This is a genomic window from Streptomyces sp. NPDC055099 (genome assembly GCF_053607685.1).
Genome location: NZ_JBSGUA010000003.1, coordinates 755,750 through 774,880 on the forward strand (window position 1 = coordinate 755,750; position 19,131 = coordinate 774,880).

18 protein-coding genes are annotated in these 19,131 nt (G+C 72.8%); 11 read left to right on the forward strand and 7 right to left on the reverse strand.

Annotated features, from left to right (window positions below; translation table 11 throughout):
* Positions 1–11: 11 nt before the first annotated feature.
* Together ACWFRU_RS11155 and ACWFRU_RS11160 are read right to left on the reverse strand one after the other, a co-directional pair.
* On the reverse strand, positions 12–821 hold the full coding sequence (locus tag ACWFRU_RS11155; RefSeq protein WP_453685821.1) for a class I SAM-dependent methyltransferase: 810 nt from the start codon (positions 819–821) through the stop codon (positions 12–14).
* A 94-nt stretch (positions 822–915) separates the two neighbouring features.
* Entirely contained in the window at positions 916–2,373 is a 1,458-nt protein-coding gene (locus ACWFRU_RS11160) for a phosphatase PAP2 family protein (protein ID WP_453685822.1), read from the reverse strand.
* A 196-nt stretch (positions 2,374–2,569) separates the two neighbouring features.
* Here ACWFRU_RS11160 and ACWFRU_RS11165 point away from each other — a divergent pair, with 196 nt between their 5' ends.
* The 3 genes from ACWFRU_RS11165 to ACWFRU_RS11175 are packed head-to-tail and all read left to right on the forward strand — an operon-like array spanning position 2,570 to position 5,871.
* Entirely contained in the window at positions 2,570–4,189 is a 1,620-nt protein-coding gene (locus ACWFRU_RS11165; RefSeq protein ID WP_453685823.1) for an ABC-F family ATP-binding cassette domain-containing protein, read from the forward strand.
* A gap of 32 nt (positions 4,190–4,221) precedes the next feature.
* The gene (locus ACWFRU_RS11170) at positions 4,222–4,833 is read left to right on the forward strand and encodes a TIGR03086 family metal-binding protein (RefSeq protein ID WP_453685824.1); all 612 of its coding nucleotides are present in this window, start codon (positions 4,222–4,224) and stop codon (positions 4,831–4,833) included.
* 45 nt (positions 4,834–4,878) lie between these two features.
* Positions 4,879–5,871: an AraC family transcriptional regulator gene (locus ACWFRU_RS11175; protein ID WP_453685825.1), complete on the forward strand. Its 993-nt coding sequence runs from the start codon at positions 4,879–4,881 to the stop codon at positions 5,869–5,871.
* A 365-nt stretch (positions 5,872–6,236) separates the two neighbouring features.
* Here ACWFRU_RS11175 and ACWFRU_RS11180 read toward each other — a convergent pair whose 3' ends face one another.
* Positions 6,237–6,608 (reverse strand): CBS domain-containing protein, encoded by a 372-nt coding sequence (locus tag ACWFRU_RS11180; RefSeq protein ID WP_453685826.1) that lies wholly within the window; start codon positions 6,606–6,608, stop codon positions 6,237–6,239.
* Between the two features lie 139 nt (positions 6,609–6,747).
* Here ACWFRU_RS11180 and ACWFRU_RS11185 point away from each other — a divergent pair, with 139 nt between their 5' ends.
* Together ACWFRU_RS11185 and ACWFRU_RS11190 are read left to right on the forward strand one after the other, a co-directional pair.
* Complete coding sequence (locus ACWFRU_RS11185) at positions 6,748–6,897, forward strand: hypothetical protein (protein WP_453685827.1); 150 nt, start codon at positions 6,748–6,750, stop codon at positions 6,895–6,897.
* A 220-nt stretch (positions 6,898–7,117) separates the two neighbouring features.
* Positions 7,118–7,915: an RNA polymerase sigma factor SigF gene (locus ACWFRU_RS11190; RefSeq protein WP_453685828.1), complete on the forward strand. Its 798-nt coding sequence runs from the start codon at positions 7,118–7,120 to the stop codon at positions 7,913–7,915.
* Here the strand turns inward: ACWFRU_RS11190 and ACWFRU_RS11195 are convergent.
* Entirely contained in the window at positions 7,912–9,075 is a 1,164-nt protein-coding gene (locus ACWFRU_RS11195) for a PAS domain-containing protein (RefSeq protein ID WP_453685829.1), read from the reverse strand. The two genes, ACWFRU_RS11190 and ACWFRU_RS11195, sit on opposite strands and share 4 nt — an antisense overlap.
* A gap of 75 nt (positions 9,076–9,150) precedes the next feature.
* On the opposite strand from ACWFRU_RS11195, the gene ACWFRU_RS11200 reads away from it, so the two are divergent.
* Positions 9,151–9,867 carry an ANTAR domain-containing response regulator gene (locus ACWFRU_RS11200; RefSeq protein WP_453685830.1) on the forward strand — a complete coding sequence of 239 codons (717 nt, stop codon included), beginning with the start codon at positions 9,151–9,153 and terminating at the stop codon, positions 9,865–9,867.
* Between the two features lie 65 nt (positions 9,868–9,932).
* On the forward strand, positions 9,933–11,165 hold the full coding sequence (locus tag ACWFRU_RS11205; RefSeq protein ID WP_453685831.1) for an aminotransferase class I/II-fold pyridoxal phosphate-dependent enzyme: 1,233 nt from the start codon (positions 9,933–9,935) through the stop codon (positions 11,163–11,165).
* Here ACWFRU_RS11205 and ACWFRU_RS11210 read toward each other — a convergent pair.
* Both ACWFRU_RS11210 and ACWFRU_RS11215 read right to left on the reverse strand, forming a co-directional pair.
* Positions 11,162–11,773 (reverse strand): DedA family protein, encoded by a 612-nt coding sequence (locus ACWFRU_RS11210; protein WP_453685894.1) that lies wholly within the window; start codon positions 11,771–11,773, stop codon positions 11,162–11,164. The two genes, ACWFRU_RS11205 and ACWFRU_RS11210, sit on opposite strands and share 4 nt — an antisense overlap.
* Positions 11,773–12,561 (reverse strand): MBL fold metallo-hydrolase, encoded by a 789-nt coding sequence (locus tag ACWFRU_RS11215; protein ID WP_453685895.1) that lies wholly within the window; start codon positions 12,559–12,561, stop codon positions 11,773–11,775. The genes ACWFRU_RS11210 and ACWFRU_RS11215 overlap by 1 nt, the downstream gene beginning before the upstream one ends.
* Positions 12,562–12,670: 109 nt before the next feature.
* Here ACWFRU_RS11215 and ACWFRU_RS11220 point away from each other — a divergent pair, with 109 nt between their 5' ends.
* From ACWFRU_RS11220 to ACWFRU_RS11230, 3 genes are all read left to right on the forward strand, one after another.
* On the forward strand, positions 12,671–13,093 hold the full coding sequence (locus ACWFRU_RS11220; RefSeq protein ID WP_453685832.1) for a hypothetical protein: 423 nt from the start codon (positions 12,671–12,673) through the stop codon (positions 13,091–13,093).
* A gap of 77 nt (positions 13,094–13,170) precedes the next feature.
* Positions 13,171–15,327, forward strand: a complete 2,157-nt coding sequence (locus tag ACWFRU_RS11225; RefSeq protein WP_453685833.1) for a phage holin family protein — start codon at positions 13,171–13,173, stop codon at positions 15,325–15,327.
* An 82-nt stretch (positions 15,328–15,409) separates the two neighbouring features.
* Positions 15,410–16,810 carry an amino acid permease gene (locus ACWFRU_RS11230; RefSeq protein WP_453685834.1) on the forward strand — a complete coding sequence of 467 codons (1,401 nt, stop codon included), beginning with the start codon at positions 15,410–15,412 and terminating at the stop codon, positions 16,808–16,810.
* A 10-nt stretch (positions 16,811–16,820) separates the two neighbouring features.
* Here the strand turns inward: ACWFRU_RS11230 and ACWFRU_RS11235 are convergent, their stop codons facing one another.
* Entirely contained in the window at positions 16,821–18,449 is a 1,629-nt protein-coding gene (locus tag ACWFRU_RS11235; RefSeq protein WP_453685835.1) for a DUF6345 domain-containing protein, read from the reverse strand.
* Between the two features lie 247 nt (positions 18,450–18,696).
* Here ACWFRU_RS11235 and ACWFRU_RS11240 point away from each other — a divergent pair, with 247 nt between their 5' ends.
* Positions 18,697–19,122 carry an OsmC family peroxiredoxin gene (locus tag ACWFRU_RS11240; RefSeq protein ID WP_451212308.1) on the forward strand — a complete coding sequence of 142 codons (426 nt, stop codon included), beginning with the start codon at positions 18,697–18,699 and terminating at the stop codon, positions 19,120–19,122.
* Positions 19,123–19,131 lie beyond the last annotated feature (9 nt).

Here is a 19,131-nt window from a genome sequence, read left to right on the forward strand (position 1 = left end):
GGGCGCGTCTCTCACTTCCGGCAGAGGATCTCCCCGTGCAGGACGGCGAACCAGCCGTCCTCCCGCTCTCCCCACTCCCGCCACGCGTCGGCGAAGGCCCGCAGTTCACCGGCGTCGGTGTGCCCGCCCTCCACGGCCAGAGCCGCGTAGCCGGAGGCGACCGTGCGGTCCGCCCACAGGCCGCTCCACCAGGCACGCTCGTCGGCCGAGGTGTAGCACCAGGTGCTCGCGCTCGCGGTGACGTCGTCGAAACCGGCCTGCAGGGCCCAGGACTTGAGGTGGCTTCCCGCATCCGGCTCGCCGCCGTTGGCGCGGGCCACCCGCCGGTACAGGTCGAGCCAGCCGTCCATGGCGGGAGGCTTCGGGTACCAGGCCATCGCCGAGTAGTCCGCGTCGCGGGCGGCGACGATGCCGCCCGGCGCGCAGACGCGCCGCATCTCGCTCAGGGCGCGCACCGGGTCGCCGACGTGCTGGAGCACCTGATGCGCGTGGACGACACAGAAGGAGTCGTCCGGGTAGTCCAGTTCGTGGACGTCGGCGACGGTGAACTCCACGTTCCGCAGGCCGCGTTCGGCCGCTGTCGCGCGCGCCCGGTCCAGGATGCCGGGTGCGTGGTCGACGCCCGTGACATGGCCGTCCGGTACGAGCGCTGCCAGGTCGGCGGTGATGGTGCCGGGTCCGCAGCCGATGTCCAGGATGCGCATGTGCGGCTTGAGTGCGTCCACGAGATAGGCGGCCGAGTTGGCGGCGGTCCGCCAGGTGTGGGAGCGCAGCACGGACTCGTGGTGTCCGTGTGTGTAGACGGCGGTCTCCTCCGGCATGACGGGAACTCCTTCGCGATCGCTGCCGCTCGCTGCGGTGGATCGAACGGTACGCCGCCATGTCGCATAATGAGACCCGCGTATCACTATGTGGTCAGCCGCTGGGCTGGAGCGGCCGGTACACGGTGAGCGCCTCGGGCAGCTTGTCGACGAGCAACTCCCCTTGCGCCAGGGTCACTTCACCGTCGTACGACACCACCGTTCCCGGCTCCAGACCGTCCACCCGCAGCCGCGGAAGCCGCACGGCGGCCTGCGCCGGGGAGCGCGTCAGCGGCCCCGCGAGGGCCGCGGCAAGAAGCCGCGAGCCCGGCCTGCGACCGCCGTGCACGATGCGCACGTCGAGCAGGCCGTCGGCCAGGTCGAGCCTGCGGCCGGGGGTGAACCCGAGCCGGTGGTAGGTGCAGTTGCCCGCGAAGAGCAGCCACAACGCCCGCTGCCTGCCCCGGAATTCGGCGCTCAGCGGCTGCCGGTCGGAGCGGAGCAGCCGGACGGCGGCAAGGACCGCTGCGGCCCGGCCGCCGACGCGATGCGCCCAGCGGTCACGCAGCCGCACGAGCTCGGGATACACCCCGAGACTGAAGGTGTTGAGGAAGTACCCCCGAGCACCGCTTCCGGAGCTGAAACGCCCGACGTCCACGGCGACCGCGTCCCCCGCCTCGACGGCCCGGCGAAGATCGTGCTGGTCCTCCACCCCGATGTCGTACGCGAAGTGGTTGAGCGTGCCGCCCGGCAGCACCGCGAGCGGCAGCCGGTGGCGCAGGGCGACGGGGACCGCCGCGTTGACGGTGCCGTCGCCGCCGCACACCCCGAGTACCTGTGCCCGCGCGGCGGCCCCCTCCAACTCGGCCTCGAGGCGCTCCGGTTCGCACTCCACGAGCTCGGCGAGCGGCAGGGCCTCCAGCAGCGCCCGGGCGCGTCCGGGGGCGCCGGCGGCGGAGTTGACGACAAGGACAAGGCCCTTGCCGCCGGGCAGGGCGGGGGCGTCGACGCGGGGCCTGCCCGGTGGCGGCAGCAGACCGCGGGTCGGCACCATGCCGCGCACGGCGAAGGCCGCCCCCGCGCCGAGGGCGGCCCCCGCGAGGACGTCGCTCGGGAAGTGCACGCCGGTGTAGACGCGGGACAGCGCCACGGCACCGGCGAGCGGCGCGACGCCCGCGCCCCAGCCCCGCGACTCCAGCGCGACACCGGTGGCGAACGCGGCGGCCGAAGCGGAGTGCCCCGAGGGGAAGGACGTGGTGACGGGCTGCCGCTTGAGCTGACGCATCAGCGGCACCCCGTCCAGCAGCGGCCTGGCCCGGCGCACCGAGCGCTTGCCCAGGGTGTTGATGGTGGCGGAGGCGAGCGAGAGCGACGCGGTCCCGCGCAGCGCGGCCCGCCGTGCGCGCGGCGTGCGGGTCGCCGCGATCCCGGCGGCCACGCCGAACCACAGGAGGCCGTGGTTGGCGCTGCGGCTCAGCCGCGGCAGCAAGCGGTCGGCGCCCGGCCAGTGCCGGGTGGCGACGGCGTCGAAGGTCTGGTGGTCCAGGGCGATGAGACGGGTTCGCAGAGGCATGGGGGCGCGGGTACCCCCGGGGGCGCTTTCCTTTCCCGCCTCCTTTCCCGTTTCCTTTCCCGCTTGCTTTCCCGCGCCGCCGGACACGGCGGAAAACCGGCCCGCGCGCTGCCCGGGGCCGGAAAGGAGCGGCCGGAAACGGAGGGAGGGGAAACGCATTTGCGGCGACCCGCACCCCCCACGGAGAATCCCCCGCATGGGACATCTGGAAGCCGCGCACATTGAGTACTACCTGCCGGACGGCCGAGCGCTGCTCGGTGATGTCTCCTTCCGAGTCGGCGAGGGCGCCATCGTCGCCCTCGTCGGGGCGAACGGCGCGGGCAAGACCACCCTGCTCCGCCTGATCTCGGGCGAGATCCAGCCCCACGGCGGCACCGTCACCGTCAGCGGCGGCCTCGGTGTGATGCCGCAGTTCGTCGGGTCGGTGCGCGACGAGACGACCGTGCGCGACCTGCTCGTCTCGGTGTCGAATCAGCGCATCCGCGATGCCGCGAAGGCCGTGGACGTGGCCGAACACCTGATCATGACCGTCGACGACGAGGCCGCCCAGCTCCAGTACGCCCAGGCCCTGTCCGACTGGGCCGAGGCCCACGGCTACGAGGCCGAGACCCTCTGGGACATGTGTACGACGGCCGCGCTCGGCATCCCGTACGACAAGGCGCAGTTCCGCGAGGTCCGCACGCTCTCCGGCGGTGAGCAGAAGCGCCTCGTCCTCGAAGCCCTGCTGCGCGGCGGCGACGAGGTGCTGCTCCTGGACGAGCCGGACAACTACCTCGACGTACCCGGCAAGCGCTGGCTGGAGGAGCGGCTCAAGGAGACGCGCAAGACCGTCCTCTTCGTCTCCCACGACCGCGAGCTCCTCGCCCGCGCCGCCGAGAAGATCGTCAGCGTCGAGCCGGGGCCCGCGGGCGCCGACGCCTGGGTGCACGGCGGCGGCTTCGACACCTTCCACGAGGCGCGGCGCGAGCGGTTCGCGCGCTTCGAGGAGCTGCGCAGGCGCTGGGACGAGAAGCACGCGCAGCTGAAGAAGCTGGTGCTCAGCCTGCGGCAGGCCGCGTCGATCAGCCATGAGCTGGCCTCGCGGTACGCCGCTGCACAGACCCGGCTTCGCAAGTTCGAGGAGGCGGGGCCGCCGCCCGAGCCGCCGCGCGAGCAGGACATCACGATGCGACTGCAGGGCGGACGTACCGGCATCCGGGCCATCACCTGCAAGGACCTCGAACTGACCGGCCTGATGAAACCCTTCGACCTGGAGGTCTTCTACGGCGAGCGGGTCGCCGTCCTCGGCTCGAACGGCTCGGGCAAGTCGCACTTCCTGCGCCTGCTCGCGGGCGGCGACGTCGCGCACACCGGCGACTGGAAGCTCGGCGCACGCGTCGTGGCCGGCCACTTCGCGCAGACCCACGCCCACCCGGAGCTCTTCGGCCGCACGCTCCTGGACATCCTGTGGCGCGAGCACGCCCAGGCCAAGGGCCCCGCCATGTCGCGCCTTCGCCGGTACGAGCTCACCGGGCAGGCCGAGCAGCGCTTCGAGCGGCTCTCGGGCGGCCAGCAGGCGCGCTTCCAGATCCTGCTCCTGGAGCTTGAGGGCTCCACGGCCCTGCTGCTCGACGAGCCCACCGACAACCTCGACCTGGAATCGGCGGAGGCCCTCCAGGAAGGCCTTGAGGCATACGAGGGAACGGTCCTCGCCGTGACGCACGACCGCTGGTTCGCCCGCTCCTTCGACCGCTATCTCGTCTTCGGCAGCGACGGTCTCGTGCGCGAGACGCCCGAGCCGGTGTGGGACGAGCGCCGGGTGGAGCGCAAGCGGTAGCGGCTTTGGGCCGTGGGAGGACAATGGCGGGTATGGCAGACACGAGAGGCACAGCCGGCCCGTCCGACCTGAACGACCGCGAACTCCTCGATCGGCACGCCGCCGCCCTCGACCTGTTCGGCGACCGGGTGCACGCGATCGGGACCGACCAGTGGGACGCGGGAACGCCGTGCACCGACTGGTCCGTGCGCGACCTCGTCGCCCACCTGACCACCGAGCAGCTCTGGGTGCCCTCGCTCGTCCGCGACGGCGCCACCATCGAGTCCGTCGGTGACGCCTTCGACGGCGACGTGCTCGGCCCCGACCCCGTCGCCTCCTGGGACACGGCGTCAGCCGCCGCCCACGAGGCGTTCGGCGAGCCGGGCGCCCTCTACCGCACGGTGCATCTCTCCTTCGGCGACACCGCGGCCGACTTCTACTGCGGGCAGATGATCACCGACCTCGTCGTGCACGCCTGGGACCTGTCCCGGGCCATCGGAGCGGACGAAACCCTTCCGGAAGACCTCGTCGCCTTCTCCTTGCACGAAATCAAGCCGTACGCTGCGGACTTGGCGAAGAGCGGGCTCTTCGCCCCCGCGGTGGAACCGCCCCAGGACGCCGACGCACAGACGGAGCTGCTGAGTCTGGTGGGGCGCCAGGTGTAGCCGCGGGGGAGCGTCAGTGAGGTCGGGGGAGCGGGTGAGTCACGCGTGAGTGCCCAGGTGTCGAGGACGTCCTTCAGGACCGCGGACGTGGACGAGGCGCGGCAGGTGATCGGCGACGCGTTCTACAGCAACTTCATGGATGTCCTCGACGGGCCGCGCGCCTTTCGCGCCGAGTTCGACATCGGGCAGCTCGGCGCGCTCACCGTCGGCGAACTGAGCTGCGGCGCCGATGTGTGGATGCGGGTCGGGGAACTGGGCGCGTACCACGTGAACATCCCGCTCGGCGGGCACATGCGCTTCAGGCAGGGCGGCGGCGCGAGCACCGTCGCGACGGCGCAGCGGGCCGGAGTGTTCCAGCCCGTCGGTGACACGGTGGTGGAACGGTGGACCGGCGACTGCCGGGTCCTTGCGGTGAAGATGGACCGCGAGGCGCTCGAACAGCGCCTCGAGCAGCTCCTCGGCCGGCCGACCCGCGGCCCGCTGACGCTCGCCCCCGAGCTGGACACCACCCGTGGCCCTGGCCGCAGTTGGGCCCGGCTCGTCACCACGGTGATCGGGGATCTGCGCGCGGAGCCGGGCGCTCCGCCGGGCCAGGTGTCCCTCTACGTGTCGCCCCTGGTCGCCGCGCCGCTCCAGGAGGCGATCCTGAGCGGGCTGCTGCTCGCCGTGGAGCACCCGTACCGCGACGAACTCACGGACCCGGGGCGGAGGTTGCGCCCGGCGCCCGTGAAGCGCGCGATGGACGCCGTGCAGGAGCGGCCCGAGCATCCCTTCACGCCCGCCGGGCTCGCCGCCGAGGCGCGGGTCGGGGTGCGCTGGCTCCAGGAGGCCTTCCGCCGCTATGTGGGCATGTCCCCCATGGCGTACGTACGGGAGGTACGGCTGATCCGTGTGCGCGACGATCTGCGGGAGACGGAGCCCGGCACGATCGGCGTGAGCGAGGTGGCGCACCGGTGGGGCTTCAGCCATCTGGGGAGGTTCGCCGAGCAGTACCACGCCCGCTTCGGGGAGTTGCCGTCCCAGACACTGCGGCGCTGAAGCGAGGACCGGCCGGCCTCGTCTGCGGCGTGCGCCGTCCGGCGCGTGCGTTATGCGGACAGTGGGCGCGCTCAGCGGATCGTGACCGCCGGGTCACTGGTTTATCGTTTTACCTGTCACCGGTCGGGCCGGTCGCTGCCCATGGGTCCTCAACCCGCCCCAGGGTCGTGACCGTGACGGACCGCCGGGGACGTTCCGGCCCGGCCTCAGGCCGGGCCGGGCCCGCGCCGCGGGTCCGGTCGCTCCCCCTGCACCACCCGTGCAACCGGACCCGCTCCTTCAGGACCGGGCCAGGCCCCCGCCCGGCCTGAGGGCCGGGGCAACCGGCCGCGGTGTCGTCCGCCGCGGCGAAGGGAGCCTCGGCCTCAGGCCGAATCGGCGAGGTCCCTGAGCGTCACCATGCCCACCGGCTGTCCGTCCTCGACGACGGGCAGCCTGCGCACCGAGTTCTCCAGCATCAGGCTGACCGCCGACGCCACGGCGTCGTCGGGGGTGACCATGACCGGATTCGGCGTGCAGATGGCCTGCGCGCTGACGGTGAGGGGATCGGCGCCGTCGGCCACGGCCCGCAGCGTGATGTCCCGGTCCGTGAGCACGCCGACAACCCGGCCGGACGTGGCCACCAGGACGTGCCCGATGTCCTGCGCGCGCATCAGCTGGGCCGCTTCCACCAGCGAGGCATCGGGACCTACCGCCACGACACCCGGAGTCATGACGTCCCTTACGACAACAGCCATGGTGGGGCCCTTCCTGTGGTGGGGGGTCGGTCGTCTCGCCGCAGTACCCCTGTGCGGCCGGTCCATGCGGGTTTGCCCGGAAGAAGTGGGGAGACCCGCCCTCCGCACCCCCCACGGGCACTCTGGGAGGGAAGGAGTCATGGCGGTTCTCGCTGTGTTCATCCCGGTCCTGATGCTGGGCGTGATCCTGGCACTCGGCCGGTACGAGGAGTGGATGCTGCCGTCCGTCGCGCACGTCAAGCACGCCGCGAACGCCGACGAGACGGAAGCCGTACGCCGCGCCACATGAAGGCGGCCAGGGCGGTGCCCACTCCCGCGGGTGCCGCCCCCGTGGCGCACATGTGTTTGCTTCCCGGGTCCCGGGGCAGGCGAAGTTCACAGTGCTTCGGACAGGAGGCACGTCCGTGGGAGCGGTTCGCGCTCGCCCGGGTGTGCCCCGTCGCGCTGCCGCGTCCACCCCCACGGTGACTCTTCAACCCAAGGCACCGAAAAGGGAGTTGCGACGCATCATGCGATCCGACGCGCGACAGACGAAGCGCCATCCGCACGACGACGCACCCGACACCGCGGCTGCTTTCCGCAGGCTGACCGAGATGCCGCACGGTCCCGAACGCGACGCGCTGCGCCAGGAGTTGGTGAGGGCCTGGCTGCCGATGGCCGAGCGCCTCGCCGGCCGGTTCCGCAACCGCGGCGAAGCACTGGACGACTTGCGCCAGGTGGCGGCCCTCGGCCTGGTCAAGGCCGTCGACCGGTACGACCCCGAGCGCGGCAGCGCTTTCGAGAGCTATGCCGTGCCGACGGTCACGGGCGAGATCAAGCGCCATTTCCGTGACCACATGTGGACCCTCCATGTGCCGCGCCGCGTACAGGACTTGCGCAACCGTGTACGGTTCGCCCGCCAGGAGCTGACCCAGACCGTCCCCGGCCGCGCGCCGAGCCTCGCCGAGATCGCCGAGAAGGCGCAGCTCTCCGAGGAGGACGCGGCAGCGGGCCTGGAGGCGCTCGAGAGCTTCACCGCTCTCTCGCTGGACGCCGAACTGCCGGGCAGCGACGACGGGTACGCGCTGCGCGACGCACTCGGCGCACCCGACCCCGCGCTCGATGTCGTCATCGACCGCGAGGCCGTCAAACCGCGCATCGCCGCGCTGCCCGAGCGGGAGCGGGACATCCTCTACATGCGGTTCTTCGGCGACATGACGCAGAGCCGCATCGCCGAGCAGCTCGGCATCTCCCAGATGCACGTCTCGCGCCTGATCAGCCGCTGCTGCGACCGACTGCGCGAGGAAGTCATGCAGGACGCCGCCTAGTTGAGGCCGGGGACCTCCCGGCTCACGTGACGGGCCATGGCCAGCGCGATGTGGCGTGACATCACGTCGACCGTCTGTGCCTCGGCCATCGAGAACGCGAGCCGTGCCCCGCTCCTGAACAGCGTGAGGACGCCTTCCACCGGACCGTCCGAGCGTCCCCTCAGCGGCACGCACAGCAGGGACGTCACCTGCGCGCGTACGAGGACGGGGGCGCCGGACGCGTCCCGGCCGAAGGCGTCGGGGTCCTCCGGACGCACCTGCAGCATGGGCGCCCCGCCGCGTGCCGCCTCGACGACGAGGGGGCATGCGGCGGGCGCCTGTGCGAGGACGTCCCCGACCGGCGCGTCCTTCGGCCCCAGGACGGTCGTACGCCGCTGCCGCGCGGCCCCTTCGTCGGCGATCACCCAGTCCGCGAACCGCGGGTGCAGGACACCGGCGGCCCGTTCGAGCACAGCCGTACGGTCCCCGGCGGGAGCCGTGAGCAGGGCGGTGGTCATGGCGTCCGCGAGGTCCATGCGGGCGGCGTGCCGGGTCGCCTCGCCGAGGTCGGGGGCGGGAGCGGGAGCGCGCGAGGAACCCCGGGGTGACGCGTGCGAGCCCGCGGGCCGCGTGCCCGGCTGCAGCACCACCAGCACCGCCGTACGCGGCTCGGCGCCGGGCCGCAGCGCGGTGAGCGTCGCCTGGACCGGGAGGTGCGGGTCACGCTGGAGGTGGACGGTGAGGCTGCGGTCACCTTCGCCACGCGCGACCGCGGCGGTCTGCGAGCGGAACGCCACCCGGTCCGCGTGCAGCAGGAAGCCGGTCAGCGGCCTGCCGGTGGCGTAGCCCGCGCGTACGCCCGTGAGACCGGTCGCGGCGAAGTTCATCCGCCGCACCACCGACTCCCGGTCGACCAGGGCGACGGGCAGGGGGAGGCGCTGGAAGAGGGCCCGCAGGAGGTGCTGCTCGTCCCGGTCGGGAGCGCCGGTGCCCAAGTGGCCTTCGGCGGCGAGGCGTTCGTAGAGCGGCCGCAACTGCGCCGCCACATGGTCGAGTTCGAAGATCGCCGCGTCGAGTACGGTGCCGAGGTCGTCCGCCGGGACGGAGCGCGCCGACTTCAACTCGGCGACGCGGCGCACGAAATCCGCGATCTCTTCACCGAACTCCTCCGTTTGGGCCATATGCCGAACGTATCCGCTGCGGCCGTTTTTGGGGGGTACTCGCGGGAAGGCGGAGAAAAGGAGGAGGAACCCACCATGTCCCTCGTACCGGAACCGGACCTCGACCTGGCGGGTCCCGAGTCCGCGCTGCCGGGGCGCAGGCTCTCGGAGCTGGCGGAACAGGCCGTGCGCTGCACCACCGCGTGCTGCGGCGCGGGCACCACCGTATCGGCGGGCGGCAGCGAACACCCCGCTTCGGTGACCCACCCCGACCTCGCCGGACTCGTCTCCGTACAGCTGCGCTCGGGCGACGGGCCCATACCGGCGGCGCAGGAGCGTGGGGCGCCCGTGGAGACCGGTGACCTGCTGCGGGACGAGCGGTGGCCCGTCTACCGCGCCATGGCGCTCGACACCGGCGTGCGCTCCAGTGTTACGCTCCCCTTCCAGTGCGGGGGTCTCACCGTCACCCTGACCCTGTTCAGCTTCCGCCCCGGCGCGCTGGACGACGTCCGGCACGGTCCCGCCCAGGCGCTCGGCGACCTCGCCACGACGGCCCTGGTCCGCGACCGCCGCTACCGCGCGGCGCTCACCGAACTGGATCACCTCGGCACCGCCCTGCGCACCCGCCCCGTCGTCGACCAGGCGTGCGGCATCATCATGCACGTCCTGACCTGCGACGCGGACAGGGCCTTCACGATGCTGCGCCGCATCTCCCAGTCCACGAACCGCAAGCTGGCCGATGTCGCGTCCGTAGTGGTGGAGACGCGGGGCAAGGGCCTGGAGAAGGAGCTGGCGGCCCTGGCGGCGGAGTAGCGGGAAAGCACTCGGCCGAGGCCGCTGCGCGCGCGAAGAACGCCCCGTCGCGTTTCGATGGGTACATGCGGACGGAACCCGAAGGCCGTGGCCCTGTCCGGTACGGGCCTCCCCTGCCGGAGCCGGGCCTCCCGGTCCTGCCCGAGCTCTCCGCCGTGCTCGCGGGTGCCGCGGGCCGCGCCCACGCGGAGCCACCCGGCGGCAGCCCCGCCCTCCTCGACGCCGGGAGCGGCTACTGGGCCCGGCGAGGGCTCGCGGGGGAGCGGGACCAGGTCGTCGCGGCACCCGGTGCCGCGCCCCTGCTGCTCGCGCTGACCGCGGCCCTCGGCGGCGGCGACGTCCTGCTCCCGCGGCCCTGCCCCGCCTGGTGGGCGCCGCAGGTGCGGCTGCTCGGCCGGGCGGTGTACCACGTGCCGACGCCCGCCGAGTGCGGCGGCGTCCCCGATCCGTTCGCCCTCATGGAGACCGTCCGCCGTATCCGCGCCGAGGGCGGCACCCCACGCCTCCTCGTGCTGTCCGTCGCCGACGACCCCACCGCCACCGTGCCGCCGCCCGAGGTGCTGCACGAGGCCGTGGAGGCGGCGGCGGACGAGGGGCTGCACGTCGTCAGCGACGAGACCTGGCGCGACACCCTGCACCGGCCGCACGACACGGTGCTGGTGAGCCCCGCCGAGATGGACCCCGGACGCGTGACGGTGCTGACCGACCTCTCCGGGGCCTTCCTGCCGCCGGGCTGGCCCGCCGCGGTCGCCCGGTTCCCGGCCGGAGCGCGGGGCGCGGGGCTGCGGGCCCGCACCCTGGACGTCCTCACCGCCCTTGGCGCGTGCGTCACGGCGCCGGTCGGGGCGGCGGCGTCCTACGCCCTGGGCGAGCCGGACGAGGTCACCGACCGCCTCGTCCGCGCGACCCGCCTGCACGCGCGCGTGGCCGCGGCCGCGCAGCGCACGGTGCTCGCCGCGGGCGCGCTCGCCCGCCCGCCGGGGGCGGGCCGTCACCTCTACGTGGACCTCGGCCCGCTCCGCCCGGCGCTCGCCGCGCGCGGCGTCGGCGACTCGCAGGACCTGGAGGACTTCCTCGGCGGACGCCTCGCCATGCCCGCCCCCGGCGGCCACCGCTTCGGCGACGAACTGGGCGCGCTGCGCGTACGCCTGTCCACCGGCCCCCTGCTCGGCGCGACCCCACAGGAACGCCTGGCGGCCCTCACCGCACAGGACGCGACCGAACTCCCCTATGTGGAAGAGGCGTTGAGCACGCTGGCCGCCGCCTTCGACGACCTCCGCGCGACAGCACAGGCCTAGGCCGCCGTGCGCCGGACCTTGTGCCACACCGTCGGCGCCACGCTGATCGCCACCGTCAGAGCGACCGCCACCAGCACGCCCTGCCACGGCTCCTTGAAGAGGGAGCCGCCGAGAATGCCGATCAGCTGGTACGTGAAGGCCCAGGCGAGGCACGCCGGTATGTCCCCGCGGGTGAACTGGCGCAGCGGCATCTTCGCCATCAGGCAGGCCAGCATTACCGGAATCCGCCCGGCCGGGACGAGCCGGGAGAGGACGAGCACCAGCACGCCGTGGTCGGCGAGCTTCGCCTGCGCCTGGGCCAGACGCTCCTCGGGCGCCCGGTCCCGGATCGCCGCGAGCCAGCGCGAGCCGTTCTTCGAGTGCATGCCGCGCCGGCCGAGCCAGTACAGCGCCATGTCACCCAGGAACGCGGCCAACGCCGCCACCACGAACACCAGGAGCAGCGCCAGGGGTGCCTCCTGATGGAAGGCCACCACCGCGGCCGAGCTGACGAGCGCGCCCGTGGGCACCACGGGCACCAGCGCGCCGACCATGATGAGCAGGAACAACGACGGATAGCCGACGGCCTGCGTCGACCCCGGGGTCACCTGGGCCGTCAGGGCGAGGATCACTGAGGGTCTCCCTTGGTGACCTCGGGCCGCACGCTCTCGCCGTGCCCCAGGCGGTGCACCGCCACATCGGGCGCGATCCGCGCGGCCTGGCGCACGAACTCCTCGCCCGGAGTGTGGAATTCATGGGGCCGCACGGCGTCCATGCCGATCGGCCAGTACGTCCCGTAGTGCACCGGCACCGCGCTGCGCGGCGCGAGCTCCGCCAGGGCCAGGGCAGCGCGCCCCGCGTCGAGGTGACCATGGCCGAGATACGGCCCCCAGCCGCCGACCGGGAGCAGCGCCACGTCGACCTCCCCGACCTCCTCGGCCATCGAGTCGAAGAGCCCGGTGTCCCCGGCGAAGTACGTCCGCGCCTCACCCCGCACCACGAAGCCCAGAGCGGGCGCGGCATGCGGTCCGACGGGCAGCCGCCGCCCGTCGTGCCGAGCCGTCACCACGCGTACGGCCAGATCGCCGATCCGCACCTCGTCACCCGGCACGACCTCGATGAGGCGCAGATGGGAGAGCCGGCGCGCGAGCCCCGGCACCTGCCGGCGCGCGCCGCGCGGCAACAGCACACGGGTCCCCGGGGTGATCCGTGCGAGGGACGGAAGATGCAGGTGATCGGCGTGCAGATGGGAGAGGAGCACCACGTCGGCGACGGCCGCCTCGGGCGGCGGGAGCGCGCCCCTGCGCCGGCGCAGATGGGCCAGACGGCGGGCGAACAGCGGGTCGGTGAGCACCCGGAGCCCCGAGTCCTCGACCGTGCAGGTGGCGTGACCCCACCAGGTGATCTCCACCGGCACTCCCATTGCTCCTTCTTCCTCCTTCGCGCGACTGTTTACGAGCCTACGGCCAGGAGTAGGGTCTTCCGCTGACGCCCGTGGTGAGGATGCCAGAGGTGAGGGGGACGCGATGGGGGACACCGCAAGCGTGACCGTGCTGCGGGTCGCCGCGATCGCCAGCCTGATACCGCTGGAGGAGCTGGACGCCGACCCCTTCCTGGTGGACTCCCGCAGCCAGCACGCGATGTGCGCGCGGTGGGCCGCCGCCCGGGGGTATGTCATCACGCGTGAACTGGTCGTGCACGGGCTGCCCGCCGATCACGCCGTGCTCTGGGCCGACGTGGACGAGGGCCTCGTGGACCTCTTCGTCGTGCCCAGCCGCCGTGTGCTCGACCGCGCGCTGCGTTCGCCGGACGAGTTCACCGCGGAGTGCGGGCGGCGCGGGGTGCGGATCGAGACGGCGGGGCTCGCCGAACCGTCGTACGACGCGCAGATGAAGGCCTGTGTGCACCGGCGGCTCTCGATGCCGACCGCGGGGTACGACGGCCGCTGACCGACCCCCGGCACCCGGCCGTACACCCTGTGACACGCTGGTGTCCGGATCTGTCATGAAACGTGAGGCGGCGCGGCGTGGGGCGAGAGCGATGGCGGTCGGTCGGCAGTGCGCTGTGGAGATCCGTCGCCGTATGGCTGGTCAGCACGCTCACCATGCTGGCGCTCGCCGGCATCCTGCCCGACTTCCAGCTGCAGGCCGACGACGATGACAGCGCCACCCGCATCGCCAGCACGGCCGCCCTGGGCGCCGGCGCCTTCGGCCTGCTCTCCTCGCTGGTGTGGCCCCTGCTCGTGCGGGCCCTGCTGCTCGTGCCCGCGCTCGTGCTCGGCCTGCTCGCCTTCGCCCTCAACGGCTCACTGCTGCTGCTCGCCCTCAGCCTGATCCCCGACGGCCGCGGTGAGGCCAACCCCGAGACCGCCGTCGTCGTCGCCGCGGTCATGTCCGCGGTCGCCTCCGCGACCGGCGGTGCCCTCGCCGTCCGTGACGACGACGCCTACCGCCGCCGCCTCTACCGCCTGGCCGACCGCAAGCGGCGCCGCCTCGCCGAAGGGCGCCCCGGTCCCGTACCGCCCGGCACCGTCTTCATCCAGCTCGACGGGGTGGGCCATGACGTCCTGCGCACCGCCGTGGACAAGGGGCTCATGCCGACCGTCGCGCTCTGGCTCGGGCGGGAGGGCGCCCCGACCCACCGCCTCACCCCCTGGCGCACCGACTGGTCGAGCCAGACCGGGGCGAGCCAGCTCGGCATCCTGCACGGCTCCAACCACGACGTCCCCGCCTTCCGCTGGTACGAGAAGGACACCGGCGAGGTCATGGTCTCCAACCGGCCCGCCTCCGCCGTCGAACTCCAGCGCCGCGCCATCGAGCGCACCGGTGACGGCGGCCTCCTCACCCTCGACGGCGCCAGCCGCGGCAACCTCTTCAGCGGCGGTGCCGAGCAGGTCGCCCTGGTGCTCTCCATGGCCGCGCGCCGCGGCAAGGAGAACCGCTCGCGCGCCGGGTACTTCGCCTACTTCTCCGACCCCGCCAACGCCGTCCGCACCGCCCTGTCCTTCGTCGCCGAGGTCGGCCGCGAGATCGGCGAGTCGACCCGGGGCCGGATCAGGAAGCGGCGCCCGCGCGTCGCCCGGGGCGGGCTCTACCCCTTCATCCGCGCCTTCGCGACCGTCGTCGAGCGCGATGTCGTCGTCGCCGCGGTCATCGGGGACATGCTCGCCGGGCGCAGCGCGGTCTACGCCGACCTCGTGGCCTACGACGAGGTGGCCCATCACTCGGGGCCCACCGGCCACGACGTGGAGAAGGTGCTCCAGCGGCTCGACCGGTCCCTCGCGCTGATCGCGAAGGTCGCCGAACACGCCCCCCGCGCCTACCGCATCGTGGTCCTCTCCGACCACGGCCAGAGCCCAGGCGAGACCTTCCACGCCCGCTACGGCCTCACCCTCGGCGACCTCGTCCGGGCCGGCTGCGGCCTGCCCGTACCCCGCAAGGCGCAGCGCACCCACAGCGGCGCCGAGGCCCGCGCGACGGTCCGCGCCGCACTGCGCCGCCCCGTGGAGGAGGGCGCGGGCGAACACCGTCCCGCCCGCCGCGCGGAGCCGATCGTCCTCGCGTCCGGCAACCTAGGCCTCGTCTCCTTCCCCGACGTCCCGCACCGCATGACCCGCGAGGAGATCGACCAGCGCCACCCGGCGCTCCTGCCCACCCTCGCCAACCACCCGGGCGTCGGCTTCCTCCTCGTACACAGCCAGGAGCGCGGGGCGGTCGTCCTCGGCGCGCGCGGCGCCGAGGTGTACCTCGACGAGCGCCCCGGTGACCTCGGGCCGCTGGCCGACTTCGGGCCCGGCGCCGCCGACGCCGTGCGCCGCACCGACGGCTTCCCGCACGCCGCCGACATCATGGTCAACTCCTGGTACGACCCGCAGGACGGCGAAGTCCTCGCCTTCGAGGAGCAGATCGGCTCGCACGGCGGACTCGGCGGCGCCCAGGCCTCCCCGTTCCTCCTGTCGCCCCTCGTGCTCTCCGCGCCGCTCGACGACGGGCACGAACTCGTCGGCGCCGAGCGCGTCCACGCGGTGCTCCGGCGCTGGCTCGGCGAGTTCCAGGGGCCGGAGGTTCCGCTGGTTCCGCAGGTGGGAGGGGGTCCCGCGGCCGTGGACGATTCCCGGCACGACGGCCCGGACGAGACAGCTTTTGCGGTCGCCGACCCCGCCGTGCAGGACAAAACACGCTGATTTTGTACGGTTCCCGTCGTGCCCGACCATGTCTCTCGCCCCGGCGATCCCGGGCGTCCGGCACGATGAGAGGCACCACCCCATGCACGACACCGGAACCGTGAACCCGTCGGCTCCGGCCCCCGACCAGGAAGAACAGCGGACGGAGCAGCACCAGGACGGCGGCAGCAGGCACGCCCGCCGCTTCGGCCTCCCGATCGCCACCTGCCTCGTGATGGGCAACATCATCGGCGGCGGCATCTTCCTGCTCCCGGCCTCCGTCGCCCCCTTCGGGACCATCAGCCTCGTCGCGTTCGGCGTCCTGACCGCGGGCGCCATCGCCCTCGCCCTGGTCTTCGGGCGGCTCGCGCGCCGCGACCCGCGCACCGGCGGACCGTACGTGTACGCCCGCGCCGCGTTCGGCGACTTCGCCGGCTTCCTCGCGGCCTGGTCGTACTGGGCCACCGCCTGGGTGTCGAACGCCGCGCTCGCCGTCGCCGCCGTCGGCTACCTGGACGTTCTGATACCGGTGGGCGACCACAAGTGGACCGCCTGCCTGGCCGCCCTCGTCCTGCAACTCCTGCCCGCGCTCGCGAACTTCGCGGGCACCCGCTACGTCGGCGCGGTCCAGGTCGTCGCCACCGTCCTGAAGTTCGTGCCCCTGCTCCTGGTCGCGATCGGCGGGCTCTTCTTCTTCGACAGCGCCAACCTCGGCCCCTTCCAGGCCAGTGACGACAGCCCGGCCGGTGCGATCTCCGCCTCCGCCGCGATCCTGCTCTTCTCCTACCTGGGCGTGGAATCGGCGGCCGTCAGCGCCGGTGAGGTGCGCGACCCGCGGCGCAACGTCGGGCGCGCCACCATCCTCGGCACCCTCGGCGCCGCCCTCGTCTATCTGCTCGGCACCCTCGCCGTCTTCGGCACCGTCGCCCACGACAAGCTCGTAGGCTCCACCGCACCCTTCTCGGACGCCGTCAACGTCATGTTCGGCGGCTCCTGGGGAGGTACGGCGGTGGCGATCGCGGCAGTCGTCTCGATCCTCGGCGCCCTCAACGGCTGGACCCTGCTGAGCGCCCAGACGCCGTACGCCGCCGCCAAGGACGGTCTCTTCCCCGAGGCCTTCGCCAGGAAGAAGCGCGGCGTGCCGACCGTGGGCGTCCTGGTCACCGTCACCCTGGCCTCGCTGCTGACCGTCTACAACTACACCGCGGGATCGAGCGGCGTCTTCGAGTCCCTCGTCCTGATCACCACGTTCACCGCGACCGTGCCCTACCTCCTCGCCACCGCCGCGCAGATCTACTTCCTGGTCTCCGGGCAGGGCGAGCGCGTCAACCGCGCCCGCCTGGTGCGGGACGGCGTCCTCGCGTGCGCCGCGTTCGGATTCTCCATGTGGCTGGTCGCCGGGTCCGGATACGCGGCCGTCTACCAGGGCGTCCTGTTCCTCTTCGCGGGGGTGCTCGTCTACGCGTGGAGGGCGGCCCGCAAGGAGCGGACCGCCACCCACTGACGCTCCCGGACTACCTGGCGAGCGGTGCGACCACCCAGCGGCGGGTGGTGTACATGCTGTCGGGCGAGCCGATCTCGATCAGCTTGCGGGCGGCCGGGTAGGCCTCGTTGCCCTCGATCTCATAGCCGACCTCGAAGGTGCCCGGCACGTCCCTGACCTGGGGCTCGCGCTGCGCGGCGGCACTCCGGCCGCCCTGCTCGTCGGCCGTGACGGAGGCCAGCTCGGCGAGCAGCCTGCGCTGGGCGGCGGCGAGTGCCTCGCGCGGGTCGCGTGCCCGCTGCGGGGCGCCCGCGGCCTTGCCGCCCGCGGGCGGCGGCGCGATGTCGGTGCTCGGCTCACGCGTCGTGCCGGTGGTGTCGCGCGTGGAGATCTGCGCCTGGACGACGGTCGCGTCGTTGTCCAGGCCCACCCGGATGAGACCGCGGTCGGGCGTGATGACCGGGATGCTGTCGAAGACCTGCCGGAACGTCACATGGGTCTCCAGGGACACCGGCTCACCCAGCTCGGAGCCGTCCTTCGCCCCGGAGTTCTGCATCAGGTCGTGCACGCTGTCCACGACGAGTTCGGCGCCGTCGGCGTACTGCTCGGCGAAGGCGCGCGCCGCCTCGACCGCCCGCTCCGTGGGCAGCTGCCGCAGGTTGCGGTGGTTGGCCTCGGCGAGCTTGACCCACCGGATCGCGTGCGGAGCCGTGGAGACGGTCCGGTCGCCGGAGGTGGCGCTGAGCACGCCCTGCCGCTCGACCTGCACCTCTTGCAGCGCCGCCGACGGGAAGTCGGCGATGCGGCCCATCTTGGTGAGCTCGTCGCCCGGGTCGCGCGGCGCCAGCTGCACGATCTGCGGGGCGCCCGGCGCCTGCGTCAGGGGCTCCCGGAGGCTGTCACGTGCGTTGTACCAGCGCCACGCGTACCAGTTGTCCGGCACGTGCTCGCGGTAGAGGGTGCGCTCGCCGTTGAGGCGGGCCGTGGCCTCGGCCTGGTTGGCACCGACCGCGCACACCGAGGGCGCCTGGCCCTTGTAGATGTCCCAGCTCGCGTTCAGCCACGCGTCGGTGAACGTCTGCCCGGCCCGCCACTTCTCCCAGAACTTCTTGCCGTAGTCCGGGCTGTCGATGCTGACGGTCTCGAACCCGAAGATCATGCGGAAGCCGATGTTGGGGCCCGCCCAGGTGCGGATCGGGGAGTGTCCGCCGAGGACCCGCAACGAGGTGCAGGTGGACCAGAAGATGTAGTTGACCTTCTCGTTGCCCAGCGCCATCCGGTTCGAGACGGCGTCGCTGCGGCCGTCCCAGACCGCGCCGAGCGGCGCGAAGAACACGCCGTTGTTGTCCATGCCGCCGTGGCCCGAGTGGTACACGGCGACCACCGCGTCCATGCCGTAGCGGTCCTGCCAGTTGTCGTACGTCTCCTCGTACGCCCAGACCTGCGCCCCGCCGTCCGCGAACCAGAAGTTGCGGTCGTAGAACTGCTGGAGGTACGCCAGCCACCCGGTGGCGTCGGCGTGCGTGTGGAAGAGAGGCGACTGGTTGACGAACTTCTGGATGCTGAAGGCGCCCCACCAGCCGAACGTCGAGTCACGGTCACCCGCGGCCTGGGGCTTCGCGCCCTCCAGCGGAGACGGGCCGCGTTCCGAGTAGTTCATGCGCATGGTCAAACCCCCTGAGTGGACTCCTCGTCCCGTGGGCGAGGGGGGCTCAAAGTGTCACCGCGGACGCGCCTTGCACAGTTGGCATTTCGGCCATAGCGACCACGCAACGGGGCTGTCCTGATGTCACAGGAGCCCCGGTGGAGAGGGGCGGTCCTGCGCGTGCGCCGCGTCCGGGTGTGATCGGATGGGCGCACGGAAGTTCCGGAACGCATCCCGGAACCGCACTGAAGGGAAGTACATCGTGGCTACCACGCGCTCCGCGCACACGGTCTGGGAAGGCAACCTGCTGGAGGGCTCCGGCACCGTCACCTTCGACTCCTCCGGGATCGGCGAGCAGGCCGTGTCCTGGCCGTCCCGCGCCGAGCAGGCCAACGGCAAGACCAGCCCGGAGGAGCTGATCGCCGCCGCGCACTCCAGCTGCTTCTCCATGGCCTTCTCCAACGGCCTGGCCAAGGCGGGCACCCCGCCGACCCGCCTGGTGACGTCCGCCGACGTGACCTTCCAGCCGGGCACCGGCATCACCGGCATCCACCTCACCGTCGAGGGCACGGTGGAGGGCATCGACGAGGCGGCGTTCACCGCCGCCGCCGAGGACGCCAAGGCGAACTGCCCGGTGAGCCAGGCGCTGACGGGCACGACGATCACGCTGACGGCGAAGCTCGCCTGACGCTCTGCG

Coding starts and splice junctions, on each gene's coding strand:
- ACWFRU_RS11220 (WP_453685832.1), top strand. CDS start 12,671: ATGGGGGACACCGCAAGCGTGACCGTGCTGCGGGTCGCCGCGATCGCC.
- ACWFRU_RS11230 (WP_453685834.1), top strand. CDS start 15,410: ATGCACGACACCGGAACCGTGAACCCGTCGGCTCCGGCCCCCGACCAG.
- ACWFRU_RS11155 (WP_453685821.1), bottom strand. CDS start 821: ATGCCGGAGGAGACCGCCGTCTACACACACGGACACCACGAGTCCGTG.
- ACWFRU_RS11205 (WP_453685831.1), top strand. CDS start 9,933: ATGCGGACGGAACCCGAAGGCCGTGGCCCTGTCCGGTACGGGCCTCCC.
- ACWFRU_RS11165 (WP_453685823.1), top strand. CDS start 2,570: ATGGGACATCTGGAAGCCGCGCACATTGAGTACTACCTGCCGGACGGC.
- ACWFRU_RS11195 (WP_453685829.1), bottom strand. CDS start 9,075: ATGGCCCAAACGGAGGAGTTCGGTGAAGAGATCGCGGATTTCGTGCGC.
- ACWFRU_RS11190 (WP_453685828.1), top strand. CDS start 7,118: ATGCGATCCGACGCGCGACAGACGAAGCGCCATCCGCACGACGACGCA.
- ACWFRU_RS11200 (WP_453685830.1), top strand. CDS start 9,151: ATGTCCCTCGTACCGGAACCGGACCTCGACCTGGCGGGTCCCGAGTCC.
- ACWFRU_RS11160 (WP_453685822.1), bottom strand. CDS start 2,373: ATGCCTCTGCGAACCCGTCTCATCGCCCTGGACCACCAGACCTTCGAC.
- ACWFRU_RS11170 (WP_453685824.1), top strand. CDS start 4,222: ATGGCAGACACGAGAGGCACAGCCGGCCCGTCCGACCTGAACGACCGC.
- ACWFRU_RS11235 (WP_453685835.1), bottom strand. CDS start 18,449: ATGAACTACTCGGAACGCGGCCCGTCTCCGCTGGAGGGCGCGAAGCCC.
- ACWFRU_RS11185 (WP_453685827.1), top strand. CDS start 6,748: ATGGCGGTTCTCGCTGTGTTCATCCCGGTCCTGATGCTGGGCGTGATC.
- ACWFRU_RS11180 (WP_453685826.1), bottom strand. CDS start 6,608: ATGGCTGTTGTCGTAAGGGACGTCATGACTCCGGGTGTCGTGGCGGTA.